The sequence below is a fragment of the Mycobacterium sp. NGS29 genome, from assembly GCF_059812965.1.
The window spans coordinates 183,672-201,326 of record NZ_JCALDR010000005.1 but is presented as its reverse complement, the minus strand read 5'-3'; the positions used below and the strand labels follow the sequence as shown (position 1 = coordinate 201,326).

Here is a 17,655-nt window from a genome sequence, read left to right as displayed (position 1 = left end):
CCTGCGTCGAAGTGAGTGGATATCGCGTAGTCCCAGACTGGCTCGGCACAGCGGGGACTGCTTAGGTAGTCGACTACCTCAATTTGGGGCGGGATACCCTCGTCGGCGATGCCCCTCTTCGCGGACACCGCGCCGCTGCGCACCCGCGATTTCCGCCGGCTCTGGGTGGCGGGCATCCCCACCGTCATCGGGGCCAACCTGACGATCTTCGCGGTCCCGGTTCAGATCTACGCGCTGACGCAGAACTCCGCGTACGTGGGACTGGCCGGGCTGTTCTCGTTGGTACCGCTGGTGGTGTTCGGGCTGCTGGGGGGTGCCTGGGCCGATGCCATGGATCGCCGGGTGTTGTTGATCGTCGCCTCCTGCGGGCTGGCGGTGGCGTCGCTGCTGCTGTGGCTGCAGGCCGCGCTGGCAGTCAACGACGTCTGGGTGGTGTTGTGCCTGCTGGCGGTGCAGCAGGCGTTCTTCGCGGTGAACTCGCCGGCACGCTCGGCGGCGATTCCGCGGATGGTGGCGGGGGAGCAGCTGCCTGCCGCCAATGCACTGAACATGACGGTGAGCCAGTTCGGCGCGATCGCCGGTCCGATGCTGGCCGGGGTGCTGCTGAACTGGGTGGACCTGTCCGCGCTGTATCTGATCGATGCGATCACCTGTCTGTTGCCGATCTGGGCGACCGTCCGGTTGGCGCCCATGCCCGCGGTGGCGGTCGACGAGACCCGACGCTGGGGTCTCGGTGCGGTGCTGGACGGTTTTCGCTACCTGGCCGGCAACACCGTGGTGCTGATGTCCTTCGTCGTGGACCTGATCGCGATGATCTTCGGCATGCCACGGGCACTGTTCCCGCAGCTGGCCCACGAGAGCTTCGGCGGTCCCATCGAGGGGGGCTCGGCGATGGCGCTGCTGTCGGCGGCCATCGCCGTCGGCGCGGTGGCCGGTGGGGTGTTCTCCGGCTGGTTCCCCCGGGTCCGGCGCCAGGGCCTGACCATCGTCGTCGCGATCGTCGCCTGGGGTCTTGCCATGGTGGGTTTCGGCCTCACCAGTGGCATGGCGCACGGGCGGGCCGGCCCGATGCTGTGGATCGCGTTGGCGTTCCTGGCCTTTGGCGGTGCGGCTGACATGGTATCGGCCGCGTTCCGCTCGACGATGCTGCAACAGGCGGCCTCCGACGATGTGGTGGGCCGGCTGCAGGGGGTGTTCGCCGTGGTGGTCGGCGGTGGGCCCCGGTTGGCCGACACGCTGCACGGCGCCGCTGCGGCGGCCGTCGGCACCACCGCGGCCGCAGCCGGGGGTGGGGCACTGGTGGTGGTGGGGGTCGTCATCGCAGCCCTGATCGCGCCGGCGTTCATCAGGTACCGGACGCCGGGAGGCCAACCGGGCGCCACGCTGGGGTGACGCTCGACGCCGAGTGCCACGCTGGCGTGACGTTCGGCGTCAAAGGCGGGGACGGCGACGGCGGCATCCGGGCGCGGCCCGCCGCCAGACCTGCAGACCCGACCCCGGGCAGGCACGCCATCGCGAGAACGACTACCTTCACCTATACGCACCTAGTGCACCTGCACGCACCTAGGGCGGGCAGCCATATCAGCCTGAGCGCAAAGGGGTTCTCGTGGGCGACACCGACGACACCGCAACTCTGAAGTACCCGGGTGGCGATATCGACCTGAAGGTCGTCCACGCCACTGAAGGTGCCGACGGCATTGCGCTCGGTTCACTGCTCTCCAAGACCGGTCACACCACCTTCGACAACGGCTTTGTCAACACCGCCGCCTGCAAGAGTTCCATCACCTATATCGACGGGGACGCCGGGATCCTGCGCTACCGCGGTTACCCGATCGACCAGCTGGCGGAGAAGTCGACCTTTATCGAGGTCTCCTACCTGCTGATCTACGGTGAGCTGCCCACCAGCGACCAGCTTGCCGAGTTCACCCAGAAGATCCAGCTGCACACGATGCTGCACGAGGACCTCAAGCGGTTCTTCGACGGCTTCCCGCGCAACGCGCACCCCATGCCGGTGTTGTCCAGCACGGTCAACGCGCTCTCCGCGTACTACCCGGACTCGCTGGACCCCACGGACAACACCCAGGTCGAACTGTCGACGATCCGGTTGCTGGCCAAGCTGCCCACCATCGCCGCCTACGCGTACAAGAAGTCGGTGGGGCAGCCTTTCCTCTATCCGGACAACTCGCTCACGCTGGTGGAGAACTTCCTGCGGATGACGTTCGGGCTGCCCGCCGAACCCTACGAAGCAGACCCCGAAGTGGTGCGGGCGCTGGACATGCTGCTGATCCTGCACGCCGATCACGAGCAGAATTGCTCGACGTCGACGGTGCGCCTGGTGGGGTCGTCGCAGGCCAACCTGTTCACGTCGATCTCGGGCGGCATCAACGCCCTGTGGGGCCCGCTGCACGGCGGCGCCAACCAGGCCGTCCTGGAGATGCTCGAACAGATCAAGGAGAGCGGCGACGACGTCGGCGAGTTCGTCCGCAAGGTCAAGAACCGCGAGGCGGGCGTCAAGCTGATGGGCTTCGGCCACCGCGTGTACAAGAACTACGACCCGCGCGCCCGCATCGTCAAGGACCAGGCCGACAAGATCCTGGCCAAGCTCGGCGGGGACCCGTTGCTCGACATCGCCATCCAGCTGGAAGAGGCGGCGCTGACCGACGACTACTTCATCGAGCGCAAGCTGTACCCGAACGTGGACTTCTACACCGGCCTGATCTACCGGGCACTGGGCTTCCCGGTCCGCATGTTCACCGTGCTGTTCGCCCTGGGCCGGCTGCCCGGCTGGATCGCGCACTGGCGCGAGATGCACGACGAGGGCGACAGCAAGATCGGCCGTCCGCGCCAGATCTACACCGGTTACACCGAGCGCGACTACGCCGCCATCGACGGCCGCTAGCCGCCCGCCCACTCGCTAAGCACCGCCATCGCGGCGTTGTGCCCGCCGATGCCCGACACCGCCCCGCCGCGGCGCGCGCTGGACCCGCACCGCATGATCCGCGCGTGCCCGGTGGCGACCCCCCACCGGCGCGCCGGGGTGTCCAGCGGATCATCGTCGTCGGCGAACGGCCAGGACAATCCGCCGTGGAAGATGTTGCCCGCCGTCATTCCCAGTGTCCGCTCCAAGTCGCCGGTGGTCGTGGTCTCCAGGCACGGTCGGCCCTGCGCATCCGGCAGCAGAACATCCTGAATCGGTTCGGCCAGAACGGAATTCAGTGATGCCAGCACGGCTTCGGTGAGCGCGCCGGCATCGGCGGTCAGTGAATGCGGGGTGTGCACACCGAATACCGTCATGGTCTGCACCCCCGGGAGTGCCGGCGACACGATGCTCGGATCGGCCAGCGAATGGCAGTAGGCCTCGCACGGCAGCGGGTCGGGTAACTCGCCGCTCGACGCCCGCAGGTAGGCGGCGTCGAGTTGGGACCAGGTTTCGTTGACGTGGAACGTGCCGGCGAAAGCCTGCTGCGGGGTGACGCGCTCGTCGCGCAACCGCGGCATCCGGCGCAGCACCATGTTGACCTTGACCTGGGAACCGGGCGCCAGCATCGGTCGCGGTTCACCCAGCAGGTCGGCCAGCACCGCCGGACCCACCCCGCTGAGCACGAACCGGCCCCGAGCCACGCACTGGTCCCCGCGGCTCCGGTAGCGCACCTCGCCGTCCGGGTCGACAGCGAAAACATCTGCGCCGGTGAGTATTTCAGCTCCGTGACCGGTGGCGGCAGCAGCCAGCGCCGAGGACACCGCGCCCATGCCGCCGACCGGGACATCCCAGTCTCCGGTGCCGCCGCCCAGCACGTGATACAGCAAGCAGACGTTCTGTTGCAGTGAGGACTCGTCCAGGCGGGCGAAAGTGCCGATCAAAGCGTCGGTGGCTACCACTCCGCGGACGACGTCGTGGTCGACGGCGTCGGCGATCGCCCGCCCGATGGGCTCGTCGACCATGGCCCGCCACGCGGTCGCGGCGTCCCGATCACCCCCGTCCAGCACCAGCCGGCGCGCCTCGGCGCGGGTGCGCAGCGGTTCGAGCAACGACGGCCAGAGCCGCTGGGTCAGCAGTCGGCACTGCCGATAGAACGCGTCGAACCCCTGCTCGTCGCGCCCGGCGCCGATCGCGTCGAAGCCGCCGGGTGCCCCGACGAGCAGGCCGGTTCGACCGCCGCTGGCGGGGTCGGGGGTATAGGAGGAGTACGCGCGTCGAGTCAGCCGTACCTGTGCGCCCAAATCTTCGAGGATGCGCGGCGGCAGCAGGCTGACCAGATACGAGTAGCGCGACAGGTGGACGTCGACACCGTCGAAGGGCCGGGCCGATATGGCGGCGCCACCGACGTGTGCACGCTTTTCCAGGACCTGCACCCGTAAGCCTGCCCGGGCCAGGTATCCGGCGGCGACCAGGCCGTTGTGCCCGCCGCCGACGATGACGACATCGTGTTCGGTTGCCTCAGCCATCGGGCTACCGGTTGGCGCAACCCCGGTCACCGATGTGCGCGTTCGGCGGTGTGCTTCCGGTGGCCATTGCTACAGTCTGCCCGACGTTGCCTCGGGAACGGCCTCGGACTCGGTAGGCTGCATATCGCCTGGAAGAGCGCGAACGAGTGAGGAGCGATGGCCGGTTCAGAGGTGGGGGTCGACGAATCGCCCACGGCCGTCGAGCCCGAGCAGCAGGCCCAGCCGACCCGGCCGTTCAGCCGACAACAACTGCTGCGGCCCTGGCTGATCGCGCTGGCGCTGCTGCCGTTTCTGCTCGCCCTGATCAGCTACGGGGCATACGAGCGACCGATGGCCGTCAACGGCCCCGCCGGCGATCTGCCCACGATCACCAAGCCGTCGGGGAGCATCACGATGGCCCCGAGCCTGCAGTTGTCGCTGCTCACGATCAGTCGCAGCGGCAACAGCATCACGCTGATCGGCGATTGCCCCGACGACGCGTCCAAAGCTGCCCTGATGAGGGCACTCAAGGCATTGTTGACACCGGGAGTCAACGTGGTCGATCAGATCCGCATCGACCCGCTGACGCACGCACTCGACTTCGGCGGCGCAGAGCCGGTTTTCACCGCGGGGGCGCCCATCCCCGATCTCACCTTCAAGGTGGAAAGGGACACCGTCACGCTGACCGGTACGGCCGCATCGCCCGCGCAGAAGGAGGCGGTCGCGCGCGCGGCGGCCGGTACCTGGCCGGATGTCAACGTCGCCAACAGGATTGTGACCAGGGGACAGATCACGCCGACCGCCCCGGGTGCCGCCACACCTGCTCCCGCGCCCCCTCCGGCCGCGTCCTGCAACGACGTGCAGGCGGCCATCAACGCCATCACCGGGGGCCCGCTGGCCTTCGGTAACGACGGCGTGAGTCTGACACCGGAGGACAACGACATCCTGATCCGGGTGGCCGACAAGCTCAAAGCGTGTCCGGACGCCAAGGTGACCGTCAACGGTTACACCGACAACGCCGGCAGCGAGGCCATCAATATCCCGCTCAGCACGCAGCGCGCCACCGCCGTCGCTGAATACATCATCGCCAACGGCGTCGCCCGCGCCCGCGTCACCGTCAAGGGCCTGGGTTCGGCCAATCCGATCGCGGGCAATGACACTCCCGAGGGGCGGGCCAAGAACCGCCGCGCCGAGATCGTGGTCGGCTAGGGGGCATCAGGTATGGGTTTCGTGATCCAGTGGTTGGTCTGCCTGGTCGCCTTTGTGGCCGGTTCGGCCGTTGCCTATGGGATCGCGTTGCTGTTCAAGTCCGAAGGGCCGGACGAGACCGTTGCTGAGCCGGCTATCCAACCGGAGCCGGTCCGGCCGGCCGAGTCCGCGCAGCGCGCCGAGCCCGAGTCGTCGGAGATCGGGGCGAAAAGGTGAGCGGCCAGCTGCACTGGTGGCCGGCCGCCGCCTCATTCGGGCTCGGCATGATGCTGACCCTGGCGTTGTTGTTGCGACCGGCCAGGATTCAGATGCCGGCGTGGGTGTTCGCCGACCCGACGTCGGGTCCAGGGCGCAAGCCGGCCGCCAAGGTCTCGGCCAGTGATGCCCCGACACAGCGCATTCCGGTCGCCGGGCCGCGGCCGGTGAGAAAGGCTGCCGCCAAAGCGCCGCCGAAGAAGCGCAGACCGGTTTCCGCCGATGCGGTGACCGAACGGATACCGATCGCCGCGAACAGGCCGGCGAAGAAACTGCCCGCCAAAAAGGCTGCGGTGAAGAAGGTTCCCGGCGCCAAGGTCCCGGGCAAGAAGCTGCCGCCGAAGAAGGTCAGGCCCAAAGATCCGACGCGACGGGTCTCAGTCGCGAAAGATGTTGCGACGGAGAAGATTCCGGTCAGTGATGCGGCGACGGTAGAGACGCCGTTGGTGCCCTACGCGCCCTACGGTCCCGGATCGATGCGCGCCGAACCCGACGGGTCCGGGCCGCAGGGTTGGTTGGTGAAGGGCCGCACCGATTCTCGATTGTTCTACGGACCCGATGATCCGGGTTACGACGAACTCGTCGCCCAAGTCTGGTTCGAGAACGAAGATTTCGCCAAGCGCGCGTTTTTCCTGCCGGGTCGCAACAGCGCGCGAAAAGACTAGCTCGGCCCGGGCAGTCGCAGCACCAGGCGGGCACCGCCCATCGCGCTGCTCTCCAAAGATGCTGTCCCGCCGTGCAGATGGGCCTGCTGCGCCACCAGGGCCAGGCCCAGCCCGGAGCCCGAATGCGATGCTGTCGAGCCGCGGGAGAAGCGTTCGAACACCACTTGGCGCTCCTCTTCCGGCACGCCGCTGCCGTCGTCGTCGATGGCGATCTCCACACCGGCCCGCGAGCTGACCGCCGACACCCGCACGTGGGTAGCGCCCCCGTGCTTGACGGCGTTGGCAATCGCGTTGTCCACCGCCAGCCGCAGTCCGGCCGGCATGCCGACGATGATGCAGGTGGGCGACGGCACCAGGGACACCTCGAGGTCGGGATAGCTGCGGGTGGCGTCGTGCGCGGCGCGGTCGAGCAGATCGGTGATGTCCACCGGCACGTGGTCATCGGAGGTGGACAATTCGCCCTGAGCCAGCCGCTCCAGTGCGCTCAAGGTGGCTTCGATCCGCGACTGGGTACGGATGACATCGCCCAGTACCTCCTTGCGCTGGTCGTCGGGCATGTCCAGGGTGGCCAGCACTTCGAGGTTGGTCCGCATCGCCGTCAGGGGGGTGCGCAGTTCATGTGAGGAGACCGCGGCGAAGTCACGGGCCGACGCCAGCGCTTCCTGCGTCCGGTTTTGTTCGTTCCAGATCCGTTGCAGCATGCCGCGCATGGCCTCGGCGATCTCGACGGCCTCGCTGGCGCCGTGCACTTCGACCCGCGGCGCTTCGTCGCCCGCGTCGATCGAGCGGGTCTGTTCGGCGAGTTGCTTGAACGGTCGCACCGCGAAGGCCGCCAGCAGCCAGGCGAACACCGCCGCCGCACCGATCGCGAAACTGCAGATCAGCAGCACTCTGCGGTGCAGGTTGTTGGTCTCGGCGTAGGTGGTGTCGTAGGTGGCGCCGACGGCCATCGACGTCGGTTCCGGACCGGGGATCTCGACGGTGCGTACCCGGTAACGCACCCCGTGGATGTAGGTGTCGGCGTAGTCAGACTGCAGCTTGGGCAGTTCGATGTCGGAGTTCGACTTGACCACGTCGCCGCGACGCAGCGTGATCAGGGCATCCCGGTCGTCGGGGGAGGACGGAATTTCGTTGAGTCCGCGCGGCACGAAGGGGATTGCGAAACCGGCGGCCTCGTCCAGCCGGCGGTCCAGCCGTTCCTTGCGGTCCTTGGTGATGCCCACCCACACCACGGCGCCGACGATGAGCACCGGGATCGCGGCGCCGATCACTGTCGCAACCACCACCCGGGTCCGAAGCGACGGTGTGCGGGCGAAAATCCGCGACAGGATGTTCATCAACAACGGCAGGGCCCTACTGCATCCGGAGGACGAACCCGACTCCCCGGACGGTGTGCAGGAGACGCGGGCCGCCATTGGCCTCTAACTTGCGCCGCAGGTAACCGATGAAGACGTCGACGACATTGGTGTCGGCAGCGAAGTCGTAACCCCACACCAGCTCCAGCAGCTGCGCGCGGGACAACACCGCGGTCTTGTGTTCGGCCAGCACCGCCAACAGGTCGAACTCCCGCTTGGTCAGATCGACGTCGACCCCGTTGACCCGGGCCCGCCGGCCGGGGATGTCCACCTCCAGCGGGCCCACGGTGATGGTTTCCGACGAGGACGTCGCGGTGGCGCCGCGGCGACGCAACAGCGCGCGCACCCGTGCCACCAGCTCGGCCAGCACGAACGGCTTGACCAGGTAGTCGTCCGCGCCGGCTTCCAGGCCGGCGACGCGGTCGTCGACCGAACTGCGCGCGCTCAGCACGCAGACCGGCACGTCGTTGTCCATGGCGCGCAGGGCCGTGACGACGCTGACGCCGTCGAGCACCGGCATGTTGATGTCGAGCACGATCGCATCCGGCCGGGTTTCGGTGGCGCTGCGCAGGGCCTCGGCGCCGTCGACGGCCGTCGACACCTCGAACCCGGACAGCCGCAGACCGCGCTCCAGGGAGGCGAGCACATCGGAATCGTCGTCGACGACCAAGACCCGCGGTGAGTTGACACCAGTGTCCATGGGTTTATCTTGCCTGATTGTCGGTGACCGCGGTGGGAGGCGCGAGTTTATCGCGGGATCGGGCGCAACAGCCCGCATCACGCGCCGGTGTTGCAGCTACTCGGCAGGCAACTGTTACGGATTCGACGCCGCGCAGCGACCGCCGTTCGTCAACCGACATGCCATCATCGAATCCTGTTGGCAGGTCTCGACATCCAGCGTTGCGACCGAAACTCGATTATCCGCTTGGCTTTTCGGTCAACGCTGCGCAAACGGGATCTGGAGACGAATTCGTCGTGACTGACGTGCTGAATGCCTCACCGCCTCCGTCGCCGGTCGGCCAGCGCGCCGTGTCCGACGGGTGGCGCCGGATCGCCGGCCACCTTCGGAACCGCGCACCGTGGCGGCCGACCCTGCCCGGTGTGATCACCATTCTGGTTGCGGCGGTGGGGATTCCGTTGATAGCGCGATCCTCGGTCGACGGACCGGTGCGACACCTCGACCACCGTGGGCTGTGGGTTCTGGGCACGGCGGCGACCGCATTGGCGGTGTCCGAAACGGTGATGTTCGCCGTTCGTCGTCGGCTCGACGCGCACGCGCGGGTCACCGCCGACGTTCTGCAAACCGCCGTGGTGACGGGGTGCCTGTTGGCACTGTATTGGCCGTTGGGGTTGGTGGTCTCGGCCACGATAATGCTGTACTACCTACATGAGTCCATTCGCCGCAGCGAATCGCTGGCGGCGCCGTGGCGGGCCGTGCTGGAGGTCATCCCCAACCTTGCCGGGGTGGTGCTGCTGGGGCATGGGGCGTACGCGGTGCGCCACGGCCTGATCACCATGGGCACCCTGGTCGCGTTTCTCATGATGACGCTGTCGTTGGTCGGACCGGTCATCGCGCTGTCGGCTACCGCGTCAGGACGACGTTCATCAGCTGGGTGAGCCAGGCGCGTGCGGCCGACGGGTCGCTGTCGAGCAGCAGCTGGACAGTGACACCGTCGTAGGCGGCGACGATGGCGCGTGCGGCGTCGGCAACGCTGTCGATCGATGTGTGGAATGGGATGCCATTGGCGACCATCCGCTCCTCGATGACGTGGCGCAACTGCGCCCGATGCTTCTCCCAGCGGTGCGCGAGCTCAGGCTTGCGGGCCGCATACAGCAGGAAATCGAACTTGATGAGCAGCCAGTCACGTTCGAAGAGCAGGGTGTCCACGATGCGTTCGACGGCTCCGGGCAGGTCGTTGACGGGATCGGTACCTTCCATGGCGGCGCTGACCTGGTCGGCGGTGCGGACCGCCCACTGGTCATAGAGCAGGAAGAACAATTCCTCGAGGCTGTCGAACTGCGAGTAGAAGGCACCCCTGGTGTAACCGGCCGCTTCGCACACGTCCTCGATGGTCACGTGGCCGTAGCCTTTATCGGCGAACACCCGGAATGCCGCGTCCATCAGCCGGGCACGGGTCTCGGCACGCCGTTTGGTTACCCGCGGCGTCTTGGCGGCGGTGGTTGACGTCGGCAACTCAACCTCTCCTCGATCTGCTTACTTGACGAATACGGTGCCACACGTGATCTGTATTATCCCTGTGCCACTCGCGGTGATGAGCGGACCGCCAACCCGCTGGCGTCAGCGCGTTTCGGGCAGACCGATGCGCCGGTAACGCCGCAACCGCCCGCGCAGCCGCTCCGCGTCGGGAACCGCGCGCAGCGCGTGCACTTCGACGGCGATGGCGCGCGAGAGCCGCTTCGCGAACTCCACCGGCTCGTCGGCGGCATCGGGGTGCTCGGGTACGACGGCATCGACGATCCCGGCCGCTAGCAGGTCAGTTGACCGGATTCCCTGCGCTGCCGCGAGTTCCGGCGCATGGCAGACGTCGCGGAAGACGATCGCACTGCCACCCTCCGGCGGCAGCGGTGCCAGCCAGCCGTGCAGCGCGGCCAGCACCCGGTCGGCGGGCACCATCGCCAGCGCCGGCCCGCCGCTGCCCTGGCCCATCAACACCGACACCGTCGGGGTGTCCAGCGTCACCAGCTCGGCCAAACATTGCGCAATTTGGCCAGCCAGTCCACCTTGCTCGGCCTCGGCGGACAACGCGGGCCCGGCAGTGTCGATCACCAGCACCAGCGGCAGACGCAGTTCGGCGGCTACCGCCATACCGCGCCGGGCCTCCCGCAGCGATGCCGGTCCGACGGCGTTGCCACTGCCGCCCTGAGTTCGTTGCTGACCGAGCACCACCACCGGCTGGCCGGCGAACCGCGCCAATGCCAACAGTGTCGCCACACCCCGGCCGGTTCCGGACAGCGGCACCACATCGGTGGCGCCGTGTCGCAGCAAATCCCGCACGTCGGGGCGGTCCGGGCGGCGGGAGGCCAGCACCGAATCCCAGGCGGGCACATCGGGCAACGGTTCGCAGGGTTCGCGCGCCGGCGGCGGTTGGGCTGGATCGGCGATCACCGTCAGCGCCCTGTCCAGGGTGGCGCACAAGTCCTCGATCGCAACGACGTCGTCGATCACGCCGTGGCGCTGCAAGTTCTCCGCGGTCTGGACGCCCGGCGGGAACGGTTCGCCGTACAGCAACTCGTACACCCGCGGGCCGAGAAACCCGATCAGGGCACCCGGTTCGGCGAACGTGACATGGCCCAGCGAGCCCCACGACGCGAAGACCCCACCCGTCGTCGGATTGCGCAGATAGACCAGATACGGCAACCGCGCCTGCCGGTGCAGGCGGACGGCGGCGGCAATCTTCACCATCTGCAGGAACGCGACCGTGCCCTCCTGCATGCGCGTGCCACCAGAGCACGGCGACGCCAGCAACGGCAGCCCCTCAGCGGTCGCCCGCTCTACCGCCGAGGTGATCCGTTCGGCCGCGGCCACCCCGATCGAGCCGGCCAGAAAGTCGAAGTCACAGACCACCACCGCCACCCGGCGTCCGAACACCCGTCCCTCGCCGGTGGACACCGACTCGTCGCGGCCGGACTTCGACCGGGCTTCGGCCAGTTCACGCGCATAGGCCGGCGGAATCGGCAATGCAGGCGGAGCGCTGTCCCAGCTCAGGAACGAACCCTGGTCAAGGACCGCATCACGCAGTTGATCGGTCGTGATACGGCTCACACAGATGAGGCTATATATCGTGGTGCCCATGATCGGTATCACCCGGACCGAAGCCGTCCTGACCATTGAGCTGCAGCGGCCGGACCGGCGTAACGCGCTGAACTCCCAGCTCGTCGAGGAGCTGCGCGAGGCGCTGCTCAAGGCGGGCGACGGGTCGGTACGGGCGATCGTGCTGACCGGCCAGGGGTCCGCCTTCTGCGCGGGCGCCGACCTGTCCGGCGACGCTTTCGCCGCCGACTATCCCGACCGGCTCGTCGAGCTGCACAGGGTCATGGACGCCACATTGATCCCGGTGATCGGCGCCATCAACGGCCCCGCGATCGGCGCCGGGCTGCAGCTGGCCATGCAATGCGACCTGCGAGTGGTCGCGCCGGATGCCTTCTTTCAATTTCCGACCTCGAAATACGGTCTGGCGCTGGACAACTGGAGCATCCGACGGCTGTCGTCGCTGGTCGGCCACGGACGGGCCCGGTCGATGCTGCTGACCGCGGAGAAGCTGACCGCCGACACCGCGTTGCAGACCGGAATGGCCAACCGGATCGGCACGGTGGCCGACGCGCAGGCGTGGGGCGCCGAAATCGCCGGACTGGCACCGCTGGCTATCCAGCATGCCAAGCGGGTACTCAACGACGACGGCTCCATCGAGCAACCCTCACCGGAGCACAAGGAACTCTTCGACAAGGCCTGGGCCAGCCAGGATGTGATCGAGGCGCAGGTGGCCAGGATCGAGAAGCGGCCACCGAAATTCCAGGGAGCTTGACGGACATGACGAACCGGGCGCTGCGACTGGCCGCCGGCACCGCCTCGCTGGCGGCAGGTGGCTGGTTGATGCGGGCCCTGCACGGTGCACCCTCGGCGTTGGGCGCCGACCCCGCGGCCCTCGAAGCCGCCGCAGCGGGGTCACCGAACTACCGCGACGGGGCCTTCGTCAACATCGACCCCGGCTCGCTGTACGTCATGAACCGTGAACAGCTGCGTCAGATCGCCTGGGAGCTGGTGGGAGCGCGCGTGCACAGCCGCCCCGCGCGTCCCATCCCGCTGGCCTCGCCCGCCATCTATCAGGGTGAGCCGGCGCAGCTGGCGGTCAGCTGGTTCGGTCACTCGACGGCGCTGCTGGAAATCGACGGTTACCGCGTGCTCACCGACCCGGTGTGGAGCGACCGGTGTTCACCGTCGGATCTGGTGGGCCCGCAACGGCTGCATCCGCCGCCGGTGCAGGTGGAAGGCCTGCCCGCGGTCGACGCCGTGGTGATCAGCCACGACCACTACGACCACCTCGACATCGACACCGTGCTCGCGCTGGCCCGCATGCAGCGGGCGCCGTTCTTCGTACCGCTCGGTGTCGGCGCACACCTGCGCTCCTGGGGCATCCCCGAGCAGCGCATCGTCGAACTCGACTGGAATCAGAGTGCCCAGGTCGACGAGCTGACCATCGTCTGCGTGCCGGCGCGGCACTTCTCCGGGCGTTTCCTCAGCCGCAACAACACCCTGTGGGCGTCGTGGGCGTTCGTCGGGCCATCACGTCGTGCCTACTTCGGTGGCGACACCGGCTACACCAAGAGCTTCGCCGAAATAGGCGCCGAGCATGGACCGTTCGACCTGACTCTGATGCCGATCGGTGCCTACAACACCGCGTGGCCGGACATCCACATGAACCCCGAAGAGGCAGTGCGGGCCCATCTGGATGTCACCGACTCCGGGTCGGGCCTGCTGGTGCCGATTCACTGGGGGACGTTCCGGTTGGCGCCGCATCCGTGGTCCGAGCCGGTCGAGCGGGTACTCAAAGCGGCCGAGCCCGATGGGGTTCAGGTTGCGGTACCCAACCCGGGACAGCGGATCGACACGGTCTCGCCGGTGCGGTTCAACCCGTGGTGGCGGCTCTGAGTCGGTAAGTGATGTGCGCCGTGGCCGGCGCGCATCGTCGTCGGGCTAGTGTGCGGCCATGACGAATCGCGCGGCGGCAGCCGCAGTCGTACTGCTGATGGCGGCTCTCGTCGGATGCGGGCCCGGGCAGCCGGCGGCCAACCCCTCGTCTCCGCTGCCCCAGGTGCCCCCCAACGAATTCTCGGGCCTGCAGATCCCGGCCAGCCGCATCGACGAAGCCGTCGCCCGGGTGGACGGCCTGGTGGCCGAGCTGATGAAGAACAGCGGTATCCCGGGGTTGGCGGTGGCCATCGTGCACGGAGGAAAGACGTTGTACGCCAAGGGCTTCGGTATCAGAGATGCCGGCAGACCGGACAGCCCGGAGAACAGGGTGGACGCCGACACGGTGTTCCAGCTGGCCTCGATCTCGAAGTCGGTCGGTGCGACGGTGGTGGCGCACGAAGTCACCACCGGTTCGATCACCTGGGACACCCCGGTGGTTTCGAAGCTGCCGTGGTTCGCGCTCAGCGACCCCTACGTCACCGAGCACGTGAGCGTCGCTGACCTGTACTCGCATCGCTCCGGGCTGCCCGATCACGCCGGCGATGCGTTGGAGGACTTGGGTTACGACCGTCGGCAGGTGCTGGAACGACTGAAGTACCTGCCCCTGGCGTCGTTTCGAAACAGCTACGCCTACACCAATTTCGGTGTCACCGCCGCCGCCAGCGCGGTAGCCGCTGCGGCCGGTGAGTCCTGGGAAGACCTGTCCCGCGAGGTGCTCTACCGGCCCCTGGGCATGGAGTCGACCAGTTCGCGGTTCGCCGATTTCCTGGCCCGCCCCAACCGGGCGGTCGGCCACCTCAAGGTCGGTGACAAATGGGAGGCCCGCTTCCAGCGCGACCCCGATGCCCAGACCCCGGCGGGCGGGGTGAGTTCCTCGGTCAACGACATGGCGCGCTGGCTGACCATGCTGCTGGCCGGCGGCACCTACAACGGGCAACGGATCGCCTCGCCCGAAGCGTTGCTCTCCGCGTACACCCCGCAGGTGATCTCGACCAAGGCGCGGAACCCGAAGGCACGGTCCGGCGCCTACGGATACGGATTCAACGTGTCGGTGACCTCGTCGGGGCGCACCGAGTACAGCCATTCCGGCGCTTTCGGACTCGGCGCCGCAACGAATTTCGTAGCGCTGCCGGCCGAGGACATCGCCATCGTCGCCCTGACCAACGCGGCCCCGTACGGCGTGCCGGAGGCGCTCACCGCCGAGTTCATGGATCTCGTGCAGTATGGCCAGGTGCGGGAGGATTGGGCCACGTTGTACCGTCAGCAACTCGCCCCGATGAACAATCCGGACGGTTCCCTGGTCGGTAAGCAACCACCGGTCAGCCCTGCCCCGGCCCGGCCGCTGAGCGAGTACGTTGGGGTGTACGCGAGCGACTATTGGGGGCCCGCCACCGTGACCGATCACGACGGCCGATTGCAGCTGATGCTGGGGTCGAAGAACCAGACATACGACCTGTCGCACTGGGACGGCGACATCTTCACCTTCGGGCTCTCGAACGAAAACGCATTGCCCGGAACGATTTCCAAGGCCACCTTTACCGGCGGCGAACTGAACCTGGAGTATTACGACTCCGACAAACTCGGAACCTTCCACAGATGACCGCCCCGCCGTCCGTCGCCGGACTCACCGATGCCGAAGTGGCACAACGGATTAACGACGGCCGCAGCAACGACATCCCGGAACGCGCCACCCGCAGCATCGCGCACATCGTGCGGGCCAACGTCTTCACCCGGATCAACGCCATCCTGGGTGTGCTGTTCGCCATCGTGCTGGTGACCGGCTCGGTGATCAACGGGCTGTTCGGGCTGCTCATCGTCGCCAACAGCGTCATCGGGATGTTCCAGGAGATCCGCGCCAAGCAGACGTTGGACAAGCTGGCCATCGTGGGTCAGGCAAAGCCGTTGGTGCGCAGGCAGTCTGGGACTGGCGAGATCCCTCCCGACCAGGTGGTGCTCGACGACGTCATCGAGGTCGGCCCGGGCGACCAGATCGTGGTCGACGGCGAAATCCTCGAAGCCGACAACCTGGAGGTCGACGAATCGCTGTTGACCGGCGAGGCGGACCCGATCGTTAAGGAACCCGCAGACCCGGTGATGTCGGGCAGTTTCGTCGTCGCCGGCACCGGATCCTACCGCGCCACCAAGGTCGGCCGCGATGCCTACGCTGCCCGCCTGGCCGCCGAGGCCAGCAAGTTCACCCTGGTGAAATCCGAACTGCGCAATGGCATCAACCGAATTCTGCAGTTCATCACCTACCTGTTGATACCGGCAGGCCTGCTCACCATTTACACGCAGATGTTCACCACGAACGTGGGCTGGCGCCAGTCCGTGCTGGCGACCGTGGGAGCGCTGGTGCCGATGGTGCCGGAAGGTCTGGTGCTGATGACCTCGATCGCGTTCGCGGTCGGCGTCGTCCGACTCGGCCGGCGGCAGTGCCTGGTCCAGGAATTGCCCGCCATCGAGGGGCTGGCCCGGGTCGACGTCGTCTGCGCCGACAAGACCGGAACGCTGACCGAAAACGGCATGCGGGTCGCCGACGTCGAAGAGCTGGACCCCGCCGGGGAGAGCCTCGACGAGGTGTTGGCCGCCCTGGCCGCGGCCGACCCCCGCCCCAACGCCAGCATGCAGGCGATCGCCGAGGCGTATCCCACCGCACCGAATTGGACCGCCACGGCCACAGCGCCTTTCAAGTCCGCGACGAAATGGAGCGGGGTGTCCTACCGCGACCACGGCGACTGGGTGATCGGTGCGCCCGATGTGTTGCTCGAACCGGATTCGGCTGCCGCCGCGCGGGCCGAGGAGATCGGCGGGCAGGGCTTGCGGGTGCTGCTGCTGGGGGCGAGCGCCACCGCGGTGAACGATCCTGACGCGCCGGGCGCCGTCACCCCGGCTGCGCTGGTGGTGCTGGAGCAGAAGGTACGTCCGGATGCCTGCGAGACCTTGGAATACTTTGCCGCCCAGGGTGTCACGGTCAAAGTGATGTCCGGCGACAATGCCGTGTCGGTGGGCGCGGTGGCCGGCGCACTCGGCTTGCACGGCGAGACGATGGATGCCCGTCGCCTGCCCTCCGAACCCGCTGAACTGGCCGACGCGCTGGATTCCCACACCACCTTCGGCCGGGTCCGGCCCGACCAGAAGCGCACCATGGTGCACGCCCTGCAGACACGCGGGCACACCGTGGCAATGACCGGCGACGGGGTCAACGACGTGCTCGCCCTCAAGGACGCCGACATCGGCGTAGCGATGGGAGCGGGCAGTCCCGCGGCACGCGCGGTGGCCCAATTGGTGTTGCTGGACAACAGGTTCGCGACGTTGCCGTATGTGGTGGCCGAAGGCCGCCGGGTGATCGGCAACATCGAGCGGGTGGCCAGTCTGTTCCTGACCAAAACGGTGTACTCGGCGCTGCTGGCCTTGCTCGTGGGGATCGAGTGCCTGCTCGCCAAGCCGCTGGGGGCCGATCCGCTGCTGTTTCCGTTCCAACCGATTCACGTCACGATCGCGGCCTGGTTCACCATCGGCATTCCGTCGTTCATCTTGTCGCTGGCGCCCAACGACGAGCGTGCCTACCCGGGTTTCGTTCGGCGGGTGGTGACGTCGGCGTTGCCGTCCGGCCTGGTGGTCGGAATCGCGACCTTCACCTCGTATCTGACCGCCTATCACGGCCGCCACGCGACCGGGGTACAGCAGGACCAAGCGTCGACCACGGCGTTGATCACCTTGCTGGTCACCGCGGTGTGGGTGCTCGCGGTGGCGGCGCGACCCTATAAATGGTGGCGGTTGGCGCTGGTGATCGTTTCGGCGTTGGCCTACGTGCTGATCTTCAGCCTGCCGTGGGCGCAGCAGAAGTTCTTCCTCGATCCCTCGAATCTCTGGGCGACGACCAGAGCGCTGGGTATCGGTGCGCTGGGGGCGGCGGCAATCGAGGCGATCTGGTGGCTGCGGGCCCGGATCCTCGGCGTCAAACCGCAGGTGTGGCATCGATAGCGGCGGCAAGTAGGGTGGACCGGCGAATCAGGGTTTCCCCGGGTAGGAGACC

Annotated in this window: 15 protein-coding genes; 10 read left to right on the top strand and 5 right to left on the bottom strand. The window is 67.6% G+C overall.

The features are described from left to right. Window positions 1-108: 108 nt before the first annotated feature. The gene (locus AC5Y5Z_RS09330; protein ID WP_463827340.1) at window positions 109-1,392 is read left to right on the top strand and encodes an MFS transporter; all 1,284 of its coding nucleotides are present in this window, start codon (window positions 109-111) and stop codon (window positions 1,390-1,392) included. A 214-nt stretch (window positions 1,393-1,606) separates the two neighbouring features. Continuing rightward, window positions 1,607-2,899, top strand: a complete 1,293-nt coding sequence (locus AC5Y5Z_RS09325; protein WP_463827341.1) for a citrate synthase — start codon at window positions 1,607-1,609, stop codon at window positions 2,897-2,899. Here the strand turns inward: AC5Y5Z_RS09325 and AC5Y5Z_RS09320 are convergent. Then, complete coding sequence (locus tag AC5Y5Z_RS09320; RefSeq protein ID WP_499924788.1) at window positions 2,896-4,446, bottom strand: phytoene desaturase family protein; 1,551 nt, start codon at window positions 4,444-4,446, stop codon at window positions 2,896-2,898. The genes AC5Y5Z_RS09325 and AC5Y5Z_RS09320 overlap by 4 nt on opposite strands. 156 nt (window positions 4,447-4,602) lie before the next feature. On the opposite strand from AC5Y5Z_RS09320, the gene arfA reads away from it, so the two are divergent. The 3 genes from arfA to arfC are packed head-to-tail and all read left to right on the top strand — an operon-like array spanning window position 4,603 to window position 6,554. Continuing rightward, entirely contained in the window at window positions 4,603-5,634 is a 1,032-nt protein-coding gene (arfA, locus tag AC5Y5Z_RS09315) for a channel-forming protein ArfA/OmpATb (protein ID WP_463827343.1), read from the top strand. 12 nt (window positions 5,635-5,646) lie between these two features. Then, the gene (gene arfB / locus AC5Y5Z_RS09310) at window positions 5,647-5,850 is read left to right on the top strand and encodes a channel accessory protein ArfB (protein WP_463827344.1); all 204 of its coding nucleotides are present in this window, start codon (window positions 5,647-5,649) and stop codon (window positions 5,848-5,850) included. 47 nt (window positions 5,851-5,897) lie between these two features. Then, complete coding sequence (gene arfC, locus AC5Y5Z_RS09305) at window positions 5,898-6,554, top strand: channel accessory protein ArfC, sunset domain variant (protein WP_499924961.1); 657 nt, start codon at window positions 5,898-5,900, stop codon at window positions 6,552-6,554. Here arfC and AC5Y5Z_RS09300 read toward each other — a convergent pair. Together AC5Y5Z_RS09300 and prrA are read right to left on the bottom strand one after the other, a co-directional pair. Next, complete coding sequence (locus AC5Y5Z_RS09300) at window positions 6,551-7,891, bottom strand: HAMP domain-containing sensor histidine kinase (protein ID WP_499924959.1); 1,341 nt, start codon at window positions 7,889-7,891, stop codon at window positions 6,551-6,553. The genes arfC and AC5Y5Z_RS09300 overlap by 4 nt on opposite strands. A 16-nt stretch (window positions 7,892-7,907) precedes the next feature. Then, entirely contained in the window at window positions 7,908-8,609 is a 702-nt protein-coding gene (gene prrA, locus AC5Y5Z_RS09295) for a two-component system response regulator PrrA (RefSeq protein ID WP_036364553.1), read from the bottom strand. 275 nt (window positions 8,610-8,884) lie between these two features. Between prrA and AC5Y5Z_RS09290 the strand changes: the two genes are divergently transcribed. Beyond that, window positions 8,885-9,526, top strand: a complete 642-nt coding sequence (locus AC5Y5Z_RS09290) for a 6TM ABC transporter family protein (RefSeq protein WP_499924786.1) — start codon at window positions 8,885-8,887, stop codon at window positions 9,524-9,526. Here AC5Y5Z_RS09290 and AC5Y5Z_RS09285 read toward each other — a convergent pair. Together AC5Y5Z_RS09285 and AC5Y5Z_RS09280 are read right to left on the bottom strand one after the other, a co-directional pair. Continuing rightward, window positions 9,492-10,103 carry a TetR/AcrR family transcriptional regulator gene (locus tag AC5Y5Z_RS09285; protein ID WP_463827346.1) on the bottom strand — a complete coding sequence of 204 codons (612 nt, stop codon included), beginning with the start codon at window positions 10,101-10,103 and terminating at the stop codon, window positions 9,492-9,494. The genes AC5Y5Z_RS09290 and AC5Y5Z_RS09285 overlap by 35 nt on opposite strands. Before the next feature lie 105 nt (window positions 10,104-10,208). Further along, entirely contained in the window at window positions 10,209-11,693 is a 1,485-nt protein-coding gene (locus tag AC5Y5Z_RS09280) for a carboxyl transferase domain-containing protein (protein WP_499924785.1), read from the bottom strand. Window positions 11,694-11,721: 28 nt separating this feature from the next. Here AC5Y5Z_RS09280 and AC5Y5Z_RS09275 point away from each other — a divergent pair, with 28 nt between their 5' ends. From AC5Y5Z_RS09275 to AC5Y5Z_RS09260, 4 genes are read left to right on the top strand one after another with little or no spacing between them, the layout of a single operon-like run. After that, window positions 11,722-12,453 (top strand): enoyl-CoA hydratase, encoded by a 732-nt coding sequence (locus AC5Y5Z_RS09275; RefSeq protein ID WP_463827348.1) that lies wholly within the window; start codon window positions 11,722-11,724, stop codon window positions 12,451-12,453. A 5-nt stretch (window positions 12,454-12,458) separates the two neighbouring features. Further along, the gene (locus tag AC5Y5Z_RS09270; RefSeq protein ID WP_463827349.1) at window positions 12,459-13,577 is read left to right on the top strand and encodes an MBL fold metallo-hydrolase; all 1,119 of its coding nucleotides are present in this window, start codon (window positions 12,459-12,461) and stop codon (window positions 13,575-13,577) included. Window positions 13,578-13,635: 58 nt separating this feature from the next. After that, complete coding sequence (locus tag AC5Y5Z_RS09265; protein WP_499924783.1) at window positions 13,636-15,219, top strand: serine hydrolase; 1,584 nt, start codon at window positions 13,636-13,638, stop codon at window positions 15,217-15,219. Continuing rightward, complete coding sequence (locus AC5Y5Z_RS09260) at window positions 15,216-17,603, top strand: cation-translocating P-type ATPase (protein WP_499924781.1); 2,388 nt, start codon at window positions 15,216-15,218, stop codon at window positions 17,601-17,603. The genes AC5Y5Z_RS09265 and AC5Y5Z_RS09260 overlap by 4 nt, the downstream gene beginning before the upstream one ends. Window positions 17,604-17,655: the final 52 nt, after the last annotated feature.

Bases quoted from the DNA above. Each gene is read 5' to 3' on its own strand.
- prrA (WP_036364553.1), bottom strand. From the start codon at position 8,609: ATGGACACTGGTGTCAACTCACCGCGGGTCTTGGTCGTCGACGACGAT.
- arfC (WP_499924961.1), top strand. From the start codon at position 5,898: ATGATGCTGACCCTGGCGTTGTTGTTGCGACCGGCCAGGATTCAGATG.
- AC5Y5Z_RS09330 (WP_463827340.1), top strand. From the start codon at position 109: ATGCCCCTCTTCGCGGACACCGCGCCGCTGCGCACCCGCGATTTCCGC.
- AC5Y5Z_RS09300 (WP_499924959.1), bottom strand. From the start codon at position 7,891: ATGAACATCCTGTCGCGGATTTTCGCCCGCACACCGTCGCTTCGGACC.
- AC5Y5Z_RS09265 (WP_499924783.1), top strand. From the start codon at position 13,636: ATGACGAATCGCGCGGCGGCAGCCGCAGTCGTACTGCTGATGGCGGCT.
- AC5Y5Z_RS09320 (WP_499924788.1), bottom strand. From the start codon at position 4,446: ATGGCTGAGGCAACCGAACACGATGTCGTCATCGTCGGCGGCGGGCAC.
- arfB (WP_463827344.1), top strand. From the start codon at position 5,647: ATGGGTTTCGTGATCCAGTGGTTGGTCTGCCTGGTCGCCTTTGTGGCC.
- AC5Y5Z_RS09275 (WP_463827348.1), top strand. From the start codon at position 11,722: ATGATCGGTATCACCCGGACCGAAGCCGTCCTGACCATTGAGCTGCAG.
- AC5Y5Z_RS09270 (WP_463827349.1), top strand. From the start codon at position 12,459: ATGACGAACCGGGCGCTGCGACTGGCCGCCGGCACCGCCTCGCTGGCG.
- AC5Y5Z_RS09260 (WP_499924781.1), top strand. From the start codon at position 15,216: ATGACCGCCCCGCCGTCCGTCGCCGGACTCACCGATGCCGAAGTGGCA.
- arfA (WP_463827343.1), top strand. From the start codon at position 4,603: ATGGCCGGTTCAGAGGTGGGGGTCGACGAATCGCCCACGGCCGTCGAG.